Origin of the sequence: Arthrobacter sp. 24S4-2, assembly GCF_005280255.1 — a bacterium.
Classification (GTDB): domain Bacteria; phylum Actinomycetota; class Actinomycetes; order Actinomycetales; family Micrococcaceae; genus Arthrobacter.
This window is the reverse complement of record NZ_CP040018.1, coordinates 4,644,651-4,663,594: the sequence shown is the minus strand read 5'-3', so window position 1 is coordinate 4,663,594 and position 18,944 is coordinate 4,644,651. Positions and strand designations below refer to the sequence as shown.

Genomic DNA, 18,944 nt, shown 5'->3' with positions numbered 1-18,944 from the left:
CACCCCTAAACAGGCGAGGGTTTAGCAGAAGCCTGCGATGCCGGACCAGGCGATGTCCGCAGGGGCTGCGTCTTCGCGCTGGACCGTGGCCTCGATCAGGCCGTACGGGCGGTCGGCGGCAAAGAAAACCTCGTTGGGGTTGTCGAGGCCGAACGGCGAGAGGTCCACCAGGAAGTGGTGCTTGTTGGGCATCGAGAACTTGATCTCGTCGATCTCGCTGTGCGCTTCCAGGACCTTCGCGCCCATATCGAACAGCGTCTGCTGCAGCGCATGCGAGTACTTCTCGGTGAAGCCCTCCAGCAGGAGGCTCTTGACGTCTTCGTAGCTCTTGTTGAAATCGAGGGCGCTGAAGTCCGTGTTGGCGTTGAAGCGCCAGCGTGCGGAAACGTCCGTGGCCAGGATGCGGTCCGTGGTTTCAGGCAGGGTGGTGTACTTGTCTTTCGGGTATCCCGCGAACCCGGACTGGGTGGACTTGAGGACCGTGAGGTCCTTCAGGCCCGAGATGAGGTGGGCTGCCCCGCCGTCGCGGACCAGCACCGCGGTGCGGACTTCCTGGCCGTTGCGGACAAAGGAGTGGTTGTGCTCTGCGCCGTGGGCCTGGATGCGGTCCCAGCTGTAGGACTCGGCTTCCCAGCGTCCGCCGGTGACCCAGTCGAAGCTGGACGTGAAGTGCTCGCCCAGCCGCAGGAGGAACGCCTCCGGCGAGCCGACGCCTTCGCGGGCAAAGGCGTAGATGGTGTTCTTCTGCGTGTCCGTGGCCACGACATGGCTGTTGTCGCCTTCGAGGTGGGCGGCTGCGAAGTCCCCGCGGAGCTGCGAGGTGACGTTCAGGTCTTCGATCTCGTGGCGGTCGGTGTCCCTGGTGATCTTGACAACCCGGACTTCGGCCTTGCCGTACTGGTTCTGGCCGAGGATGATTTTGCTGCTCATGGTCTGTTCCCAACTTCCGTGATGTGGAACCAAGGTTCCATCATTGAAATTAAGCGCGTGTTTCCCACGCGTTTCTGATGGTGCCGACCCAACAAAAAAGAGCCGGCATCCAATGACGCCAGCTCATTACGACCCTGCCTGCTGCTCCCAGGTTACGTGACCTACGCCACGAGTTGACTTAAAGCGTAGCCGAGCTTTGCCGTGGTGTACATCACTAATCGAAAAATCAGATTGTGACCGGCTGGTCCATTCCTCGTCCCGCGCAGCGGCGGCCGGGGGTCTTGACCGTCGCGGGGCTCACTACTAGAATTTCCATATATCAATAAACAATTTCCGAATTGCGGAAAATGAAACACGCTAGAACGAGGAGGAACAGATGGACCCGCAGGATAAGAACAACGTCGCTGACTTTCCGGCACCCGGCCAGGAGCTGTACCTGCCGTTCGGAGCCACGGACCCCGATTTCTACATCCCGGCGGACTGCGACCGCACCGACCGCGGATTCTCCCGCTGGCTGCGGGCGCTCCCGGTCTTCGGAAGCGAGCGACGCGCAATCCGCTAAGCGACACGCATTAGGAATGGCGACACCCGAATCCAGGTGTCGCCATTCCTTTTGCGCGGCCAGGCGGGTGCGCGGCGGAGGTCTCAGGACCCCGGACGCCCCGGCCACTCCTTGCCGGCCCAGGGGTCGTAGTCGGCGATGAGCTCCTCCTGCGGCGGGCGGTCCGTTTCGGGGACGTGCTGCAGGTTCACCCGCACCCTGTACCAGAGCGAGCTCGATCCGCGCATACCGTCGACGAGCACATCGGCGGGGTGCAGGGCCGGGACGAGGTCCGCATGCCGGGTCTTCCACTCGTCAAGTGCCGCGAGCGCCTCGGGCTTGGTCCTGGTGCGGGCCACCTCAATGAGCGGCATCGCCGACTGCCGGCGGCCGGAGCCGTCACCGCTGCGCGGCGGCTTCTCGGCGGGGCCGAGCTCGGCCGCCAGCGCGAGGAGCCCGTCAAGTGAGCCGACCGCGTCATCGATGCCGGCGTGAGGGTCGCCCAAGTCGGCGAAGCGCCCGGGCACTGTGCGCACCGTGAACTGTTCCGGCCGGGTGGAGCGGACCTCATCCCAGGTGAGCGGCGTCGAGACCCGGGCGTCAGGCAGCGCCCGGATGGAGTACGCGGATGCCACCGTGCGGTCCTTCGCGTTCTGGTTGAAGTCGACGAACACGCTCTCGCCGCGCTCCTCCTTCCACCACCGCGCGGTGGCCAGGCCCGGAGCGCGGTTTTCGACCTCGCGGGCGAGGGTCTCTGCGGCGAGCCGTACGTCGCGGTATGACCACTGCGGCGCGATGCGCACCAGAATGTGGAGTCCGCGCGACCCGCTCGTCTTCGGCCACCCCACCAGTCCCACGTCGTGGAGCACCTCCCGCGCGACATACGCGACATCGACGATCTGGGACCAGTCGACTCCCGGCATCGGATCGAGGTCCACCCGCAGCTCGTCGGGGTGCTCAACGTCCTCGGCGCGCACGGGATGCGGGTTGAGGTCGAGGCAGCCAAGATTCACTACCCACGCCAGGCCTGCGGCATCCCGGATCACGGCCTCCTCGGCCGACGTCCCCGACGCGTAGTGCAGTGTTGTCGTGTGGATGAAGTCGGGATGGTTTTCGGGCACGCGCTTCTGGAAGAACGGCTCGGCGTCGATGCCCTTCGGAAAACGCTTGAGCACCATTGGCCGGCCGCCGGCGCCCCGCAGCGCACCATCCGCGACCGCCAGGTAGTAGCGCACCAGGTCGAGCTTGGTCAGCCCGGGCTCGGGGAACACCACCTTGTCCGGACTGGAGATGCGAACCTCGGTACCGGCAATATCGAGGATCTCGGCCGGGGTCTTCGACGGAGTCATGCCGCCACGCTAGCAACGATCGGATGAAAACGGCATAGGCCCGGTTTCAACGGTCCCCTTGAGGCGCGACGCCGATGAACGCCGAGTGGGCAGGGAACCGTAGAAACGGCGGAGGGCCTAGCCGTTCACCAGCTTCCGGGCGGCGGCCGAGTGCTCTGCGATCAGGGGAGCAACGTCCAGCCCGGGAATATGCCCGTCCACCACGCGCCACTGCCCGCCCACCATCACGCGGTCGGCCCGGTCCGCACCGCAGAGCAGGAGCGCGGCGAGGGGGTCGTGGCTGCCGGAGAACCGCAGCTCTTCCAGCTTGAACAGGGCCAGGTCCGCCTGCATCCCCGGAGCCAGCTGTCCCAGATCGGGGCGGCCCAGTACCGCCGCCGACCCGCGCGTCGCCCAGCCCAGCGCCCGTTCCACCGGCACCTGGGCCCCGTAGCGCAGCCGCTGCAGGTACAGCGCCTGCCGCGCCTCGAGGATCATGTTCGAGGCATCGTTCGACGCCGATCCGTCCACTCCCAACCCCACGGGAACTCCCGCGGCCTCCAGTTCCAGGACCCGCGCGGTCCCGGATGCCAGCCGCATGTTTGAGGTGGGGCAATGCGCGACGGCGGTGCCCGCGGCTCCCAGTCGGGCGATCTCGGCGTCGCTGAAGTGGATGCCGTGGCCCAGCCAGGTGCGGTCCGTAAGCCAGCCCACGCTGTCCAGGTAGTCCACGGTGCGAAGCCCGAACATCTCGCGGCAGAAGTCTTCCTCGTCCAGCGTTTCGGCGAGGTGCGTGTGCAGCCGCACGTCCAGCCGCGATGCCATCAGGGCGCTTTCGGCCATGATCTCCTTGGTCACGGAAAACGGCGAGCAAGGGGCCAGGGCAATCTGGATGACGGCGCCGTCGCCGCGCTCGTGGTACTCGCGGACGAGCCGTTCGCTGTCCGCCAGGATCACTTCCGGCAGCTGGACGGTGGACTGCGGCGGCAGGCCGCCGTCGTCCTCCCCGAGTGTCATGGAACCGCGGGTGAGGGTTGCCCTCATGCCCAGCTCCCGCACCGCCCGGACCTCGATGTCGATGGCGCCTTCCATGCCGTCGGGGAAGAGGTAGTGGTGGTCCGCGGCCGTGGTGCAGCCGGAGAGCAGCAGTTCCGCGAGCGCAACAGTGGTTGCCAGTTCCAGGTCCCGCGGCCTGAGCCGGGCCCAGACCGGGTACAGGTTCTGCAGCCACGGGAACAGCGGCGCGTTGGCCACGGGGCCCCAGGCACGGGTGAGCGTTTGGTAGAAGTGGTGGTGCGTGTTGATCAGGCCGGGCAGCAGGACGTGGCTACCGGCGTCGAACGTTTCCTGGCAGGGTGCGGACGGCAGCTGGCCTGCGGCGAGCACTTCGGTGATGACTCCGCCGCTCACCACGATGCCGCCGGAGGCGTCCAGGGTGTTGGCGGTGAAGGCTGCGAGCGGATTCCGGATCCAGAGCCGGGATTCCGGGGGGTGCGAGGGTTGCGTGGGCATGTGGGCGCTCCTGTCTGAGTGTGCGGATGAAGTGCCAGCTCAGTGAAGGCCTGTCTGCTGATCCAGGCTCCCGGCGGCGAGCGCCGGTTGGGCATCAGCGTAGGACGGCGGGAAGGGCCGCGTCAACGATCCGGGTTGACCCAGCCTGATGTGACAACTTGGACATCCAAATTTCACATCACGAAATTAACTTTCCAAAACCTATGGCGCAGCTCACGTTCCGGTGCTAATCTCGATTTTGCCAAAGGCGGGCCCCCGGACTCCGGGGAAGCTATCTACCAGGCGCAACTTAACCTTCAAAAGCACATGCTGAAGCCTGGTAACCGTCGCATCTGGCCCTTTCGTTCCACCTCGGCGTACCGGCTTCCCAGCAAAGGGAGTCGCATCATGAGTACCACCGTCACGGCCCAGGATTTCCTGGCCAAATCCATCGAGTTGGCCACGGCCAACGTCCTGAACAGCGGCGGTCCGTTCGGCGCCGTCATTGTCACGGCAGACGGAAAAACGTTCGACGGCGTCAACCGCGTCACCGCCACGAACGACCCCACAGCCCACGCCGAAGTCACGGCCATCCGCCGCGCCTGCAGCGAGCTGGGCACCTTTGACCTCACCGGCGCAACCCTCTACACCAGCTGCGAGCCGTGCCCCATGTGCCTGGCCTCGGCGCTGTGGGCCCGGGTGGAGCGCGTGGTGTTCGCGGCGGACCGGCACGACGCCGCGTCCGTGGGCTTCGACGACGCCGTGTTCTACGAGTACTTCGAAAACCACCGGCGCGATGCGCTGATGCCGGTGGCCAAGCTGGAACTCGTGGACCCCCAGGCTCCTCCGATCCTCGAACCGTTCAACACCTGGAACACGCTCGACTCCAGGATTGATTACTAGGGCCGGTGGCTGACATGACAATCCTGGACACCACCACCGAAGAGCGGCAGCAGCCTGCCGCCCCCAAGCGCCCGCAGCCGTCGAACGCTTTCCTGGACCGTTTCTTCGGGATCACCAAGCGCGGTTCCACGCTGGCCCGCGAGGTGCGCGGTGGTCTGGTCACGTTCTTCACCATGGCCTACATCGTCATCCTCAACCCGCTGATCCTCGGCGGCTTCAGCGCGGACAACGCCCCCACCGATGTTGCCGGGGGCTGGCTGTCCGCAGCGCAGGTGGGCGCCGTCACCGGCCTCACCGCCGGCGTCATGACCATCCTGTTCGGGCTGATCGCCAACCTGCCCTTCGGACTGGCAGCCGGACTGGGCATCAACTCCTTCCTTGCTGTGGCGGTGATCCACGAAGTCACGTGGGCCGAGGCCATGGGCCTGGTGGTCATCAACGGCATCCTGATCGTCCTCTTCGGCGTCACCGGCGCCAGGACAGCCATCTTCCGGGCTGTGCCGAAGGAGCTGAAGGCCGCCATCACGGTGGGCATCGGCCTGTTCATCGCCTTCATCGGCTTCGTGGATTCCGGCTTTGTCCGGGCCACCACGGCCGGCCCTCCGGTCCAGCTGGGCGACAACGGCTCCATCACGTCCGTTCCCACCCTGGTGTTCATCGTGGGCCTGCTGGTCATGGGCATCCTCGTGGCCCGCAAGGTCCAGGGCGGCCTGCTGATCGGCATTGTGGCCACCACCGTGCTGGCCGCAGTGGTGGAGGCGTTCCTGAAGATCGGCCCGGGCAGCGAAAGCAACCCCGGCGGCTGGCACCTGAACACCCCGGTGCTCTCCGGGCAGCTCGTTTCGGCTCCCGACCTGGGCCTGGTGGGACACTTCGACCTGTTCGGTGCCTTTGGCCGGATCGGCGGGCTCGCCGCCACCATGTTGGTGTTCACGCTCGTGTTCACCAACTTCTTCGATGCCATGGGAACCATGACCGGCCTGGCCAAGAGCGCCGGCGTGGCGCACAAGGACGGGACGTTCCCGCGGTTGAAGTCCGCCTTCATCGTCGAAGGCCTGGGAGCCGTGGCCGGCGGTGCCACCTCCGGTTCGTCCAACACGGTGTACATCGATTCCGCCGCGGGCATCGGGGAAGGAGCCCGCACCGGACTGGCCTCCGTGGTTACGGGGGTGCTGTTCCTGGGCTCGATGTTCCTGACTCCGCTCACGTCAGTGGTCCCGCTGGAAGTTGCCGCGGCCGCCCTGGTGGTGGTGGGCGCGATGATGATGGCCCAGATCCGCGAGATCAAGTTCAGCAAGTTCTCCGTGGCGCTGCCGGCATTCCTGACCATCGTCACCATGCCGCTGAGCTACTCCATAGCCAACGGCATCGGCGTGGGCTTCATCTCCTGGGCAGTCATCAGTGCCTGCTCCGGCAAGATCCGGAAGGTGCACCCCCTGATGTGGGTGGTCACGGCAGGCTTCCTGATCTACTTCGCCCGCGGTCCCATCAACGCCCTCCTCGGCGCGTAGGGACCCCCTTAGACCGGACCGGGGCAGGCAGATGGGGCCGGCCCCGGTCCACCAAACTGCCGGTCAGCTCAACTGCAATAAAACTGGCGCAGGCGCCACAACTGCCGGTGCTTCCCCCGGCGCAGGATAGGAACGAGAATATGGACACCATCGCGGCACAGGAAAAGGGAGTGCAGCAATGTTGGATCTGATGCCTTCACTGAAGGAATGGCAGCCCGCCGCCACCGGCCAGCGCTGCGCCGTGGCCACCGTGGTGGGCACCGGGGGATCCGTGCCGAGGCCGCTGGGCACGTCCATGCTGGTCTCCGAAGCCGGCGAAGTCCTGGGCAGCCTGTCCAGCGGCTGCGTTGAAGGCGCCGTCGTGGAGGCAGCACTGGAGGCAATGCACGACGGCGGCACCCGCCGCGAGTTTTTTGGCTACAGCGCCGAGGATGCGTTCGCCGTCGGGCTCACCTGCGGCGGGGAACTGGAGATCCACATCGAGCCGCTGGGCTCGGCGCCCGGCGGACTCCGGCTGGAGAACCTGCAGGTGCTCGCCGGCCACGGGGCCGCCACCGGCCTGGCACTGATCCGCAGGGTGGACGCCCACGGAGGCGGCGCCGTAGTAATCCCGGATCCGGCAGGCTTCCTGCTGGGACAATCCGTGGCGTCTTCCACCGAACTCGCGGCGCTGCTGGGACTGGCCTCACTTGGCGCACCGGCAGCCGGGCGGCTGATGCGGGCGGCCGCTGCCCAGCTGGAACCGCTGCTGCGGGGTGGCCGGACCGGACTGGTCCGGCTCGCGCCGCCGGAGGGCTGCCTATCCGGCACAGCCGTGGCGCCAAGCGCCGACGCCAGCCCGGAGCCCATCACGCTGCTCGTGGAGAGCCGGCTTCCGCCGGCCCGCCTGCTGATCTTCGGTGCCAACGACTTCGGCGCGGCGCTGCTGCCCGCGGCCCAGCTGCTGGGCTATCACGTGACGCTGTGCGATGCGCGGCCGGCCTTCGCGGGCCAGTCCCGGTTCGCCGGCGCGGACCAGGTGGTCACGGCCTGGCCGCACCGCTATCTGGCGGAGGAAGCCGCGGCAGGGCGGATCGATGCCCGGACCGTGGCCTGCGTCCTGACCCACGACCCCAAGTTCGACATCCCGCTGCTGGAAACCGCGCTGAGCCTGGACCTGGCTTATGTGGGCGCCATGGGATCGCGGCGAAGCCACCGGCAGCGCGTTGATTCCCTGCTCGCCGCTGGAGTAACCGCGGAGGCCCTTGCCCGGCTGCATTCGCCCATCGGACTGGACCTCGGCGCAGTGACGCCGGCCGAAGTGGCCGTGTCCATCACGGCGGAGCTCGTGGCCGGCCGGAGCCGCGCCGCCGGTGCCTCCGTGCGGGCGTCGTCGCTGAAGGACGGCCGGGGCCCCATTCATACCGGTCCCATTCACAACGCCAACACCACGCAACGCCAGGAGACCCCATGGACATGAATACCATCGAGGCCGTGGTCCGCACCGAAGACCCGGCCGAATGGCGCGACGGGGATGCCTGGCTCGCCGGCGGAACGGTGCTCTTCTCCTACGGGAGCTTCGCGTTCGGCAGGGAGCCGCTCCGGCGGCTGCTGGACCTCGGCGCCGCCGGCTGGCCCGCCGTCACGGTCACGGATTCGGGCGTCGAGCTCGCGGCAACCTGCACTGTGGCGGAGATGTATGCGCTGCCTGAATCGGACGCCCTGGGGGAGTGGGCAGCCGCCTGGCCCGCCCTGGACCTTGTCCGCCCCTGCTGCGACTCCTTCGTGGCCTCCTTCAAGGTGTGGAACATGTCCACGGTGGGCGGCAACCTCTGCACCTCGCTGCCCGCCGGTCCCATGATTTCGCTCTGTGCCGCGCTCGACGCGGAGGCCACCGTGCTCGGACCGGGCGGCGCCCGCCGCACCGTGCCCGTGACCGAGTTCGTCACCGGCGACGGCAAGAACTGCCTTGCCCCCGGCGAACTCCTGCGCGGCCTCCACCTCCCGGCCTCAGCGCTCGCCGCCCGGGTGGCGTTCCGGCGTCTGTCGCTCAGCAACATGGGCCGGTCGGGGGTGCTGCTCATAGGAAGGCTCGACGCCGGCGGCACCCTGGTCCTCACGGTCACCGCGGCCACCAAGCGCCCCGTGCAGCTGCGCTTCCCGGCTCCGACGGGGGATGCTCAGTCCGGCGCTTCGACGTCTGCAGCTGCCCTCGTCGAAGCGCTCGACGCCGCCATTCCGACCGAGCTGTACCACGACGACATCCACGGCCTGCCGGCCTGGCGGAAAGACATGACGTACCGCCTCGCCGAGGAAATCCGCGCTGAACTGGAAGCACCGGCCGGTGTTCCGCCTGCCCGCGTTTCCGGGGATTTTTGGCCGCCGCGGCGCACGTCACCGTTGCGCAATATACAGCAGCGGAACACACAGCACCCGGCCTCATCGCAGGTTTCGCCTCAGCAGGAAGGGGCCTGAGCATGGCCAACCACACCACGCGTGCCATTGAAATCAACGGCGTCACGGCCGAGGCCGAGCCCCGTCCCGGCCAGTGCCTCCGCACGTTCCTGCGGGAACAGGGCAACTTCGGCGTCAAGAAGGGCTGCGACGGCGGCGATTGCGGGGCCTGCACCGTCCACGTGGACGGCACACCCGTGCACAGCTGCATCTACCCGGCCGTTCGGGCCGAGGGCCACGCTGTCACCACCATCGAGGGACTGGCCCGCACCTGCGGATCCGGAACGACTGACGCGGACGGCACCGACAGGAACGGCGCCAACACGGCAGGAACCGCCGGCGCCCTCCACCCGATGCAGCAGCAGTTCCTGGACCGCCAGGGATTCCAGTGCGGATTCTGCACCGCCGGCATGGTGATGACGGCCGCGACGTTCGACGAGGAGCAGAAGGAAAACCTGCCCCGCAACCTCAAGGGAAACCTCTGCCGCTGCACCGGATACCGGGCCATCGAGGATGCCGTCTGCGGCCATGAGGGACACCCGGATCCCAAGGGGCTCGGTTCGGGGATCGCCGGCGGAGGGCAGCCCGGGCCCAAGCCGGGCCAGCTCGGCGACGATGTTCCGGCCCCCGCGGGCCTCGCCGTCGTGACCGGAAAGGCCCGCTACACCCTGGACGTGCCCGCGGATGAACTGCCGGGGCTACTGCACCTGAAGCTCCTGCGCTCGCCGCATGCCCATGCCAGGGTGCTCTCCATCGACTCAACCGCGGCCCTGGAAATCCCCGGTGTGGTGGCCGTCTTCACCCACGAGGACGCCCCTGCCCAGCTGTTTTCCACCGCCCAGCATGAGCTCTACACGGACGACCCGGACGATACCCGCGTCCTGGACGACGTCGTCCGGTTCATCGGACAGAAGGTTGCCGCCGTCGTCGCCGATTCCGTGGCGGCGGCGGAAGCCGGCGTGCGCGCGCTCAACGTCGGGTACCAGGTGCTGGACGCCGTCTTCACGCCCGAGGAAGCAATGCTGCCGGGCGCCCCCGCGATCCACGGCGAAAAGGACGCGGCCACCGCACGCATCGGCCGGCCTGAACGGAACGTCGTGGCGGAGCTGCATTCGGAACTCGGCAGTGTCGAAGCGGGATTTGCCGAGGCCGATTTCATCCATGAACAGACGTACCGGACCCACCGGGTGCAGCACGCCGCGCTGGAAACGCACGCCTCCATCGCATCCGTGGACGCTGACGGCCGGCTCCAGGTCCGCACCTCCAGCCAAGTGCCGTTCCTGGTCCGGCGCACGCTGTCCCGGGTCTTTGCCATGCCGGAAGAGCAGATCCGCGTGGTCGCCGGCCGGGTGGGCGGCGGCTTCGGCGGGAAACAGGAGGTGCTCACCGAGGACGTTGTTGCCTTGGCGGCGCTGAAGCTCAAGCGTCCGGTGCAGCTCGAATTCACCCGGACGGAGCAGTTCACGGCCTCCACCACCCGGCATCCTTTCACCATCCACCTCAAAGCCGGCGCGAGCAGCGACGGCCGGCTCACCGCGCTGCAGCTGGATGTGCTCACCAACACCGGCGCCTACGGCAACCATGCCCCCGGCGTGATGTTCCACGGCTGCGGCGAATCCCTGGGGTGTACAAGTGTGCCAACAAGAAGGTGGACGCCCACGCGGTGTACACCAACACGGTTCCGTCCGGGGCGTTCCGGGGCTACGGCCTGAGCCAGATGATCTTCGCCATCGAGTCCGGCATCGACGAGCTCGCCACCGGGATCGGGATGGATCCGCTGGAGTTCCGCCGCCGCAACATGGTCCTCGAGGGTGACGACATGCTCTCCACCCATTCCGATCCGGAAGAGGACGTCCACTACGGCAGCTACGGGCTGGACCAGTGCACCCGGCTGGTGCAGGACGCCCTGGCCCGCGGCCTCGAACGGTACCGGGCCGCCGGGCTGGACGACCTGGGTCCGGACTGGGTCACGGGGGAGGGGACGGCTCTGTCCATGATCGACACTGTCCCCCCGCGCGGCCACTTTGCCCACTCAAAGCTCCGGCTCCTTCCGGACGGAAGGTACGCGGCCGACGTCGGGACCGCCGAATTCGGCAACGGCACCACTACCGTCCACGCGCAGCTCGCGGCCACCGCGCTGTCCACGACGGCCGGGCGCGTCACCGTGCGGCAGTCGGACACGGACCTCGTGGAGCACGATACCGGCGCCTTCGGCTCGGCCGGGACCGTGGTGGCCGGCAAGGCCACCCTGGCCGCGGCTGAAGAGCTGGCTGTCCGGATCCGTGCGTTTGCCGCCGGCATCCGGCGGGTGCAGTCCTCCGGCTGCGTGATGGAGGAGGACGCCGTGGTGTGCGAAGGGACCCGGGTGCCGCTGACGGAAATCTTCGACGCCGCGGAGGCTGCCGGCGTCGAGCTTGCCACCGAAGGGCACTGGGGCGGGACTCCGCGGTCGGTCGCTTTCAACGTCCAGGGCTTCCGGGTGGCGGTCAACACCGGAACCGGGGAGCTGAAGATCCTGCAGAGCGTCCAGGCCGCCGACGCCGGCGTGGTGGTCAACCCCCGGCAGTGCCGCGGCCAGATCGAAGGCGGGATCGCACAGGCCCTCGGCGCCGCGCTGTACGAGGAAGTCAAAGTGGACGACGGCGGGAAGGTCACCACGGACATCCTCCGGCAGTACCACATCCCCACCTTCGCGGACGTGCCCCGGAGCGAGGTGTACTTCGCCGAAACCAGCGACAAACTGGGCCCGCTCGGGGCGAAGTCAATGAGCGAAAGCCCGTTCAATCCGGTGGCTCCGGCGCTCGCGAATGCCATTCGGAACGCCACGGGCGTGAGGTTCACCGAGCTGCCCATCGCGAGGGACAAGATCTACCTGGGACTGAAGGAAGCGGGCCTGGCCTCGCACCTTGAGAGCGCTAACGGCCTATAGTCGGATGATGGAAAAGCGCACATTGGGCAAGACCGGACGGAACGTCTCCATTGTTGGACTGGGGACCTGGCAGCTTGGCGCGGATTGGGGCAATGTGGACCCCGCCCAGGCACGGGCCATCTTGGCCGCCTCCGTGGAAACGGGTGTCACGTTCTTCGACACTGCGGACGTCTATGGCGACGGCCGGAGCGAGCAGGCCATCGGCGCGTTCCTGGCGGACAACCCCGGCCTGGACATCACGGTGGCCACCAAGATGGGCCGCCGGGTGGAACAGCAGCCGGAGAATTACAACCTCGCCAACTTCCGCGAGTGGACGGACCGGTCCCGGCGCAACCTGGGCATGGAACAGCTGGACCTGGTCCAGCTGCACTGCCCGCCCACCGCCGTGTACAGCAACGCCGAAGTGTATGACGCGCTGGACACCCTCGTGGCCGAGGGCGTCATCCGGAACTATGGCGTCAGCGTGGAACGGACCGACGAAGCCCTCGAAGCCATGCGGCACGAGGGCACGGCCACGGTGCAGATTATCCTCAACGCCTTCCGCCTGAAGCCGCTGGACGAGGTGCTGCCGGCGGCGGCGACCGCAGGGGTGGGCATCATCGCCCGCGTGCCGCTCGCCTCGGGCCTGCTGTCCGGCAAATACACTGCGGACACGTTCTTCGCGGAGAACGACCACCGGAACTACAACCGCGACGGCTCATCTTTCGACGTTGGGGAGACGTTCTCCGGTGTGGACTTCGGAGAGGGCCTCAAAGCGGTGGCCGAGTTCGAGGAACTGGTGCCCGACGGCGTCAGCACCGCCCAAGCGGCCATCGCCTGGATCGCGGCGCAGGACGGCGTCAGCACAGTGATCCCGGGTGCGCGGAACGTGGACCAGGCCCGCTCCAACGCCGCCGCGGCGGATGCCGGCGGCATAGACGCAACGTTCGACGTCGGCGTCCGGGAAATCTACGACCGCTACTTCCGCGAATCGATCCATCCGCGCTGGTAGCGGCCAATATTTCTTCACGGTCAGGGGCGCTTCGGGAGCGAGGAATTGGCTTATGACCAAACGAGCGGACTACAGGGCGGTGCTGGAGTCGCTCCCCCTGACCAGTGGGTGGCCTACCTGAACGGCGAATCCGGCCTTCCCGGCCCCCGCGGGAACATAGAGCTTGCGGAGGCTTTTGCCGATGTGGCTGACCCGGCATTGATCCGAGAGTGCGCGGAGAGCCGGGATGAATACCTGGCGACCTGCGGCGCCGTCGGCTTTGGCCGTTTGCTTGCCGACGGCCAGGTGCGGGCCGCGGAAGTGTTGAGGGCGCTGGCAGCCGATTCCCGCTGGCGGGTGCGCGAGGGAGTTGCCATGGCCCTGCAGCGGCTTGGAGATGCGAACATGCCCGGGTTGTGGGCCTTGGCCCGGGGTTGGGTGGATGGTCCGCCGCTGGTACAACGCGCCATCGCGGCCGGTATCTGTGAACCCCGCCTGCTTGGCGCTACGGAGGATGCCGTCCGGGCCCTGGATGCCCTGGACCGGATCACAATGTCAGTCCGGGGCCTAAATGTTCAGTCGCGGCGTGCCGAAGAGTTTCGTGTGCTGCGACAGGGGCTGGGTTACTGCTGGAGTGTTGCAATTGCGGCAGCACCGGCGGAGGGCTTCGGGCGCCTGAAAAGGTGGGCTGCCAGCGAGGACAAGGATGTGCGCTGGATCGTGCGGGAGAACCTCAAGAAGTCACGGTTGGCCAAGGCGGACCAGGCAGCCGCCGAAAGTGTGGCCGCCGTCTTAACGCGGTCCGGTGAATGACCGCTTCTTCCTTCAACGCCGGTTAGCCTGCCGGATACCACACCCGCTCTCCATCGACCCGTGCGAAGGAGGTCAGGGTGTGGGGTTTGGCGGACTTTTCCGTCATGATGTCCAGCACCTCGACGTTCCGGACCAGGAGCGCGTCACCGATCAGTGAGCGGTGGCAGCGCCAGGGGACGGCTTCCGCGCACATGATCACCGCGTTGTTGGTCCGCCCGCGCTCCATCAGCTGGTCGATGGCAGTTGAGAATTCTTCGGTCTGCATGTAGTCCGCGTAGCCCCGGAAAGATGCGTTGCGCCAGGCATCGTTGGGGCTGTCCTTCCGGGCGTGCCGCAGCCCGCCGAGGGATTGCATCCGCCGGTAGGTGATCCCGCTGGCACGCAGGCTCGCCGCCAGGGCGTCCGAATTGAACTGCGGATTGTGCCGCGACTTCGGGACGGTGCGCACATCGATCAGTTTCCTGACGCCGTGGGCCTTCAGGATGCCGATGAACTCCTCGATGGGATGAGTGGAGTGCCCAATCGTGAAGATGGTCATGTCCGTCATGCCCCAATGCTAAGGCGGCGGTGACTCGGGCGGGCCTGAGCTTGGAGGTGCGGTGAACCGGTCCGGATATTCTGATTGGCGTACGAGCTGACAAGGGAAGCGGGCGTTGCAATGACCTCATCCTCCATTGATGGCTTTATTGACCGGCTCGCGGAGGTGGCAACAGGGCACGGGTGCAACAACTTCTTCGATCACGCGACGCCAGCCAATGCGCAGCGGCGCCGGAACCTGGGAATCTACCTGCAGGAGATGCTGGACCGCCGTCCGAAAGTGCTGCTGGTGGGGGAAGCGCCAGGCTTCAGGGGCATGCGGGTCACCGGCGTTCCCTTCACCAACCGCACCATGTTCGAGGGGCCCGCAAACACCTTCGGACTGTTCGGGCCGGGAAAGGGCTACGTGCTGCCGGCAGTGGCAGAGGCTGAGGGGGTAGCGGCGGAGCCGACGGCCACAGTGATGTGGGACGTACTGGCAGAACTGGACTTCCTTCCCGTGCTGTGGAGCGCCTGCCCCTGGCATACCCATGTGCCGGGGCGGCCACTGTCCAACCGCACCCCAACGGCTTCCGAAGCGGCCCTTGGAACTCCGTTTTGGCAGGCGCTGACAGAGCTGTATCCCATCGAAACCGTGGTGGCCGTGGGTAACGTGGCCCACCGCAGCCTGCAGCGGAGCGGTCTGGAGGCGCCGAAAATCAGGCATCCCGCCCACGGCGGCCGGTCCGGCTTCAAGCGGGGGTTGGAGGAGCTGCTCTCAGCGGGGATGCGGCAGTAGGACGGTCTGCCGGCGTGTGGTCCGGCTCGTGGTTGGGACTAGTCCAGCAGCCGCAGCTGGTCCGGGGTGTCGAGATCTTCACCGCCGGACTGGTCGCTGCAGTCCACCAGGTCGATGAGATCCGGGTGGGCCTGAAGGAAGAGCCGGGCGCCGGCGTCGCCCGTTGCCGACTCTGCCGCTTCGGACCGGAGGGTGACATCCAGCAGCAGCGGATGGCCGCGCCGGAGGGCGCCGTCCGGTCCGCGGTAGGCGGCTGCTGTTACACGGCCGGGCCGGTGGGCGTCCAGGAGTCGGGCCACCGTTTCCGGCGTGAGGCCGGGCTGGTCCACGAGCGCCATCAGCACATTGTCTTCGGTTGCCGCCGCGGCAACTCCCCGCCGGAACGAGCTGCCCATTCCGGACTGCCAGCCCGGGTTTTCGATGACGGTGTACTGGGTGAGGCCGGTGGTTTCACGGACCTTCGCGGCGTCGGCGCCGAGTACGATCACCACCTCGCGGCAACCGCCGTCGAGCACCACGCCGGCCAGGACTTCCACCAGGGTCCGGCCGCGGAACGGCAGCAGGGCTTTGGGACCGCGCCCCAAACGGGTGCCCGCCCCGGCAGCGAGCAGCACCGCCGTCGTGCGCGGTTCATTCGGGTCAGCCATCGCCCCAGCCTATCCACCCCATATGACAGGTGACGGCGGCGTCCCAAAGGAACACCGCCGTCGGCTGTCGCACGAACCGGCCCGTCAGGCGTCGCCGCCTGCTCCGCCGGTGGTGCCGGCGTTGACGTCCAGGAGCTTGTAGCGGTCCATGGCGTACGACGGCGCGCCCTCCTCCACATCGCCCCTCGCCGCGAGCAGCTGCAGTGTCTTCACCACGATGGAGTGGGTGTCGTTCTTGAAGAAGCGGCGTGCCGCGGCGCGGGTGTCGGAGAAGCCGAAGCCGTCCGCGCCGAGCGAAGCGAACTGGTGCGGCAGGAACTGGCGGATCTGGTCCGGGACGGCCTTCATGTAGTCCGAGACCGCCACCACCGGGCCCTGCGCATCGGCGAGTTGCCGGGCCACGAACGGTACCCGGGCCGGTTCGCCGGGGTTCAGGAACGCTTCCTCCTCGGCGGCGAGGCCGTCGCGGCGCAGTTCGTTCCAGGACGTGACGGACCAGACGTCCGCGGAGACGCCCCAGTCCTCGGCCAGGATCCGCTGGGCTTCCAGCGCCCACGGAACCGAGACTCCGGAGGCCAAGATCTGGCTCTTGGGGCCTTCAGCACCCGACTCAGATACCCGGTGAATGCCTTTCAGCACACCCTTAACGTCGAGGTTCTCGGGCTCGTTCGGCTGGGTGATGGGTTCGTTGTAGACGGTGATGTAGTACATCAGGTTCCGGTCCCCATTGTTTCCTTCGGAATCCGGTCCGTACATGCGTTCGAGCCCGAAGCGCATGATGTGGCCCATTTCGTAGCCGTAGGCGGGGTCGTAGGTGACCACTGCCGGGTTGGTGGCGGCGAGGATGGGGGAGTGGCCGTCGGCGTGCTGGAGTCCTTCGCCGGTCAGGGTGGTCCGGCCGGCGGTGGCGCCGATGATGAAGCCACGGGTCATCTGGTCCGCGGCGGCCCAGAAGGCGTCGCCGGTGCGCTGGAAGCCGAACATGGAATAGAACACGTACACCGGGATCAGCGGGACGCCGTGGGTGGCGTAGGCGGTGCCGGCGGCGGTGAACGCTGCCACGGCGCCGGCTTCGTTGATGCCGGGGTGGATCAGCTGGCCCTGGGTGGACTCCTTGTAGGCCAGGACCAGGTCCCGGTCCACGGACAGGTAGTTCTGTCCCTTGGGGTTGTAGATCTTCGCCGTGGGGAAGAACGCGTCCATGCCGAAGGTGCGCGATTCGTCCGGCACGATGGGAACAATCCGGTGCCCGAACTTCTTGTCGCGGAGGAGGTCCTTGAGCAGACGGACGAAGGCCATGGTGGTGGCAGCCTGCTGCTTGCCAGTGCCCCGTTTGGCGACGTCAAACGTCTTGGCTTCGGGCAGCTCAATGGCCGCGTGGTTGGGACGGCGCTCGGGCGTGTAGCCGCCCAGTTCCCTCCTTCTTTCAAGGAGATAGGCGATCTCGGGTGCGTCCGCGCCGGGGTGGAAGTACGGCGGCTGGTACGGATCGCCCTCAAGCTGCTCATCCGTGATGGGGATGCGCAGGTGGTCACGGAACGACTTGAGGTCATCCAGGGTGAGTTTCTTCATCTGGTGGGTGGCGTTGCGGCCTTCGAAGTGCGGTCCGAGTCCGTAGCCCTTGACCGTTTTGGCCAGGATCACGGTGGGTTTGCCCTTGAATTCGGTTGCTGCCTTGTACGCGGCGTAGACCTTGCGGTAGTCGTGGCCGCCGCGCTTGAGGTTCCAGATCTGGTCATCGGACAGGTCCGCGACCATTTCCTTGGTCTGCGGGGTTTTCCCGAAGAAGTGTTCGCGGACGAACCCGCCGGACTCGGCCTTGTAGGTCTGGTAGTCCCCGTCCAGGGTTTCGTTCATGATCTTCACCAGCGACCCGTCGGAGTCGCGGCTGAGCAGGTCATCCCATTCCCGGCCCCAGACGACCTTGATCACGTTCCAGCCCGCGCCGCGGAAGAACGCCTCGAGTTCCTGCATGATCTTGCCGTTGCCGCGCACCGGCCCGTCCAGGCGCTGGAGGTTGCAGTTGATCACGAAGTTCAGGTTGTCCAGGTTCTCGTTCGCGGCGAGCTGGAGCAGGCCGCGGGACTCGGGCTCGTCCATTTCCCCGTCGCCCAGGAACGCCCAGACCTGCTGGTCCGAGGTGTCTTTCAGGCCGCGGTTGTGCAGGTACCGGTTGGACTGGGCCTGGTAGATCGCGTTCATCGGACCGATGCCCATGGACACGGTGGGGAATTCCCAGAAGTTCGGCATCAGCCGCGGGTGCGGGTAGGAGGACAGGGCGTGCCCGGCCTTGGACTTCTCCTGCCGGAACCCGTCCAGGTCCTCCTCGGTCAGGCGTCCTTCCATGAACGCCCTCGCGTACATGCCCGGGGAGGCGTGGCCCTGGAAGAAGACCTGGTCCCCGCCTCCGGGGTGGTCCTTGCCGCGGAAGAAGTGGTTGAACCCGACCTCGTACAGGGTCGCGGCCCCGGCATAGGTGGAGATGTGCCCGCCCACCCCGATGTTCGGCCGCTGGGACCGGTGCACCATCACCGCGGCGTTCCAGCGCATGTACGCCCGGTACCGGCGTTCGTATTCCTCGTTGCCGGGGAACTCCGCTTCCTGGTCCGCGGGGATGGTGTTCACATAGTCCGTGGTGGTGACCATCGGAACCCCGACGCTCTGGGCGCCGGCACGCTGCAGGAGACTGCGCATGATGTACTGGGCACGCTCGGTGCCCTGTTCCCTGATCAGCGTATCCAGGGACTCAATCCATTCGGCGGTCTCTTCCGGATCACGATCAGGCAGCTGGTTAGTCAACCCGCTGAGGATATGGGAGGTATCTTCTCCTGCAGCCACGGCAGCCTCTTTTCATCTTTGAATGTCTGGGCTCTAAGTTTTCATATTGTGAGAAAACATTCTTGCCATTCGAGATTATGCAGAAGACGGCGAACGGTCAAGGCGGTGGCGCGCGGTTGGCCCGCCGCGCGCCGGTGGCCGACCCTGCGGACCGATTGTGACCGTCCGCCCCGCGAAAACTCCTTGACCGCAAGGTGATCCAGATCATAGAGTTATTCCACTCTTCAAAACCTAATTTCCGCTTAGTGGAATTAGCCTCACGGAAACTCAGACTTCCACCCATGACCATCCCCTA

Annotated in this window: 15 protein-coding genes and 1 pseudogene; 10 read left to right on the top strand and 6 right to left on the bottom strand. The window is 66.8% G+C overall.

Annotation, left to right across the window (positions count from 1 at the left end):
• Window positions 1–21: 21 nt before the first annotated feature.
• Window positions 22–930 (bottom strand): factor-independent urate hydroxylase, encoded by a 909-nt coding sequence (pucL, locus tag FCN77_RS21600; RefSeq protein ID WP_137323920.1) that lies wholly within the window; start codon window positions 928–930, stop codon window positions 22–24.
• A gap of 376 nt (window positions 931–1,306) precedes the next feature.
• Here pucL and FCN77_RS21595 point away from each other — a divergent pair, with 376 nt between their 5' ends.
• Window positions 1,307–1,492: a hypothetical protein gene (locus tag FCN77_RS21595; RefSeq protein ID WP_137323919.1), complete on the top strand. Its 186-nt coding sequence runs from the start codon at window positions 1,307–1,309 to the stop codon at window positions 1,490–1,492.
• Window positions 1,493–1,575: 83 nt separating this feature from the next.
• Here the strand turns inward: FCN77_RS21595 and ligD are convergent, their stop codons facing one another.
• Together ligD and FCN77_RS21585 are read right to left on the bottom strand one after the other, a co-directional pair.
• Window positions 1,576–2,820, bottom strand: coding sequence for a non-homologous end-joining DNA ligase (gene ligD, locus FCN77_RS21590; protein ID WP_137323918.1), 1,245 nt, complete (start codon window positions 2,818–2,820; stop codon window positions 1,576–1,578).
• 117 nt (window positions 2,821–2,937) lie between these two features.
• Window positions 2,938–4,311 carry an 8-oxoguanine deaminase gene (locus FCN77_RS21585; protein WP_137323917.1) on the bottom strand — a complete coding sequence of 458 codons (1,374 nt, stop codon included), beginning with the start codon at window positions 4,309–4,311 and terminating at the stop codon, window positions 2,938–2,940.
• Between the two features lie 387 nt (window positions 4,312–4,698).
• Here FCN77_RS21585 and FCN77_RS21580 point away from each other — a divergent pair, with 387 nt between their 5' ends.
• The 8 genes and pseudogenes from FCN77_RS21580 (at window position 4,699) to FCN77_RS21550 (ending at window position 13,849) form a co-directional block, all read left to right on the top strand.
• Window positions 4,699–5,193: a nucleoside deaminase gene (locus FCN77_RS21580; protein WP_137323916.1), complete on the top strand. Its 495-nt coding sequence runs from the start codon at window positions 4,699–4,701 to the stop codon at window positions 5,191–5,193.
• Window positions 5,194–5,207: 14 nt separating this feature from the next.
• On the top strand, window positions 5,208–6,704 hold the full coding sequence (locus tag FCN77_RS21575; RefSeq protein ID WP_137324904.1) for an NCS2 family permease: 1,497 nt from the start codon (window positions 5,208–5,210) through the stop codon (window positions 6,702–6,704).
• 178 nt (window positions 6,705–6,882) lie between these two features.
• A complete protein-coding gene (locus tag FCN77_RS21570; protein WP_137323915.1) occupies window positions 6,883–8,163 on the top strand; it encodes an XdhC family protein in 1,281 nt (426 codons plus the stop codon).
• Complete coding sequence (locus tag FCN77_RS21565; RefSeq protein ID WP_137323914.1) at window positions 8,154–9,158, top strand: xanthine dehydrogenase family protein subunit M; 1,005 nt, start codon at window positions 8,154–8,156, stop codon at window positions 9,156–9,158. The genes FCN77_RS21570 and FCN77_RS21565 overlap by 10 nt, the downstream gene beginning before the upstream one ends.
• Window positions 9,159–9,160: 2 nt before the next feature.
• A pseudogene (locus FCN77_RS27835) lies at window positions 9,161–10,878 on the top strand (molybdopterin-dependent oxidoreductase); the annotation flags it as partial.
• A complete protein-coding gene (locus tag FCN77_RS27830; RefSeq protein WP_368074346.1) occupies window positions 10,855–12,066 on the top strand; it encodes a xanthine dehydrogenase family protein molybdopterin-binding subunit in 1,212 nt (403 codons plus the stop codon). The pseudogene FCN77_RS27835 and the gene FCN77_RS27830, both read left to right, overlap by 24 nt.
• A 7-nt stretch (window positions 12,067–12,073) precedes the next feature.
• Window positions 12,074–13,057 (top strand): aldo/keto reductase, encoded by a 984-nt coding sequence (locus FCN77_RS21555; RefSeq protein ID WP_137323913.1) that lies wholly within the window; start codon window positions 12,074–12,076, stop codon window positions 13,055–13,057.
• A gap of 45 nt (window positions 13,058–13,102) precedes the next feature.
• On the top strand, window positions 13,103–13,849 hold the full coding sequence (locus FCN77_RS21550; RefSeq protein ID WP_254678679.1) for a HEAT repeat domain-containing protein: 747 nt from the start codon (window positions 13,103–13,105) through the stop codon (window positions 13,847–13,849).
• Window positions 13,850–13,871: 22 nt separating this feature from the next.
• Here the strand turns inward: FCN77_RS21550 and FCN77_RS21545 are convergent, their stop codons facing one another.
• Window positions 13,872–14,396 (bottom strand): DUF488 family protein, encoded by a 525-nt coding sequence (locus FCN77_RS21545; protein ID WP_137323912.1) that lies wholly within the window; start codon window positions 14,394–14,396, stop codon window positions 13,872–13,874.
• 111 nt (window positions 14,397–14,507) lie between these two features.
• On the opposite strand from FCN77_RS21545, the gene FCN77_RS21540 reads away from it, so the two are divergent.
• Window positions 14,508–15,164, top strand: coding sequence for a uracil-DNA glycosylase (locus FCN77_RS21540; RefSeq protein WP_137323911.1), 657 nt, complete (start codon window positions 14,508–14,510; stop codon window positions 15,162–15,164).
• Between the two features lie 38 nt (window positions 15,165–15,202).
• Here FCN77_RS21540 and nboR read toward each other — a convergent pair whose 3' ends face one another.
• Both nboR and aceE read right to left on the bottom strand, forming a co-directional pair.
• Window positions 15,203–15,811, bottom strand: a complete 609-nt coding sequence (gene nboR, locus FCN77_RS21535) for a nicotine blue oxidoreductase (RefSeq protein WP_137323910.1) — start codon at window positions 15,809–15,811, stop codon at window positions 15,203–15,205.
• An 84-nt stretch (window positions 15,812–15,895) separates the two neighbouring features.
• Window positions 15,896–18,649: a pyruvate dehydrogenase (acetyl-transferring), homodimeric type gene (gene aceE / locus FCN77_RS21530; protein WP_137323909.1), complete on the bottom strand. Its 2,754-nt coding sequence runs from the start codon at window positions 18,647–18,649 to the stop codon at window positions 15,896–15,898.
• Window positions 18,650–18,944 lie beyond the last annotated feature (295 nt).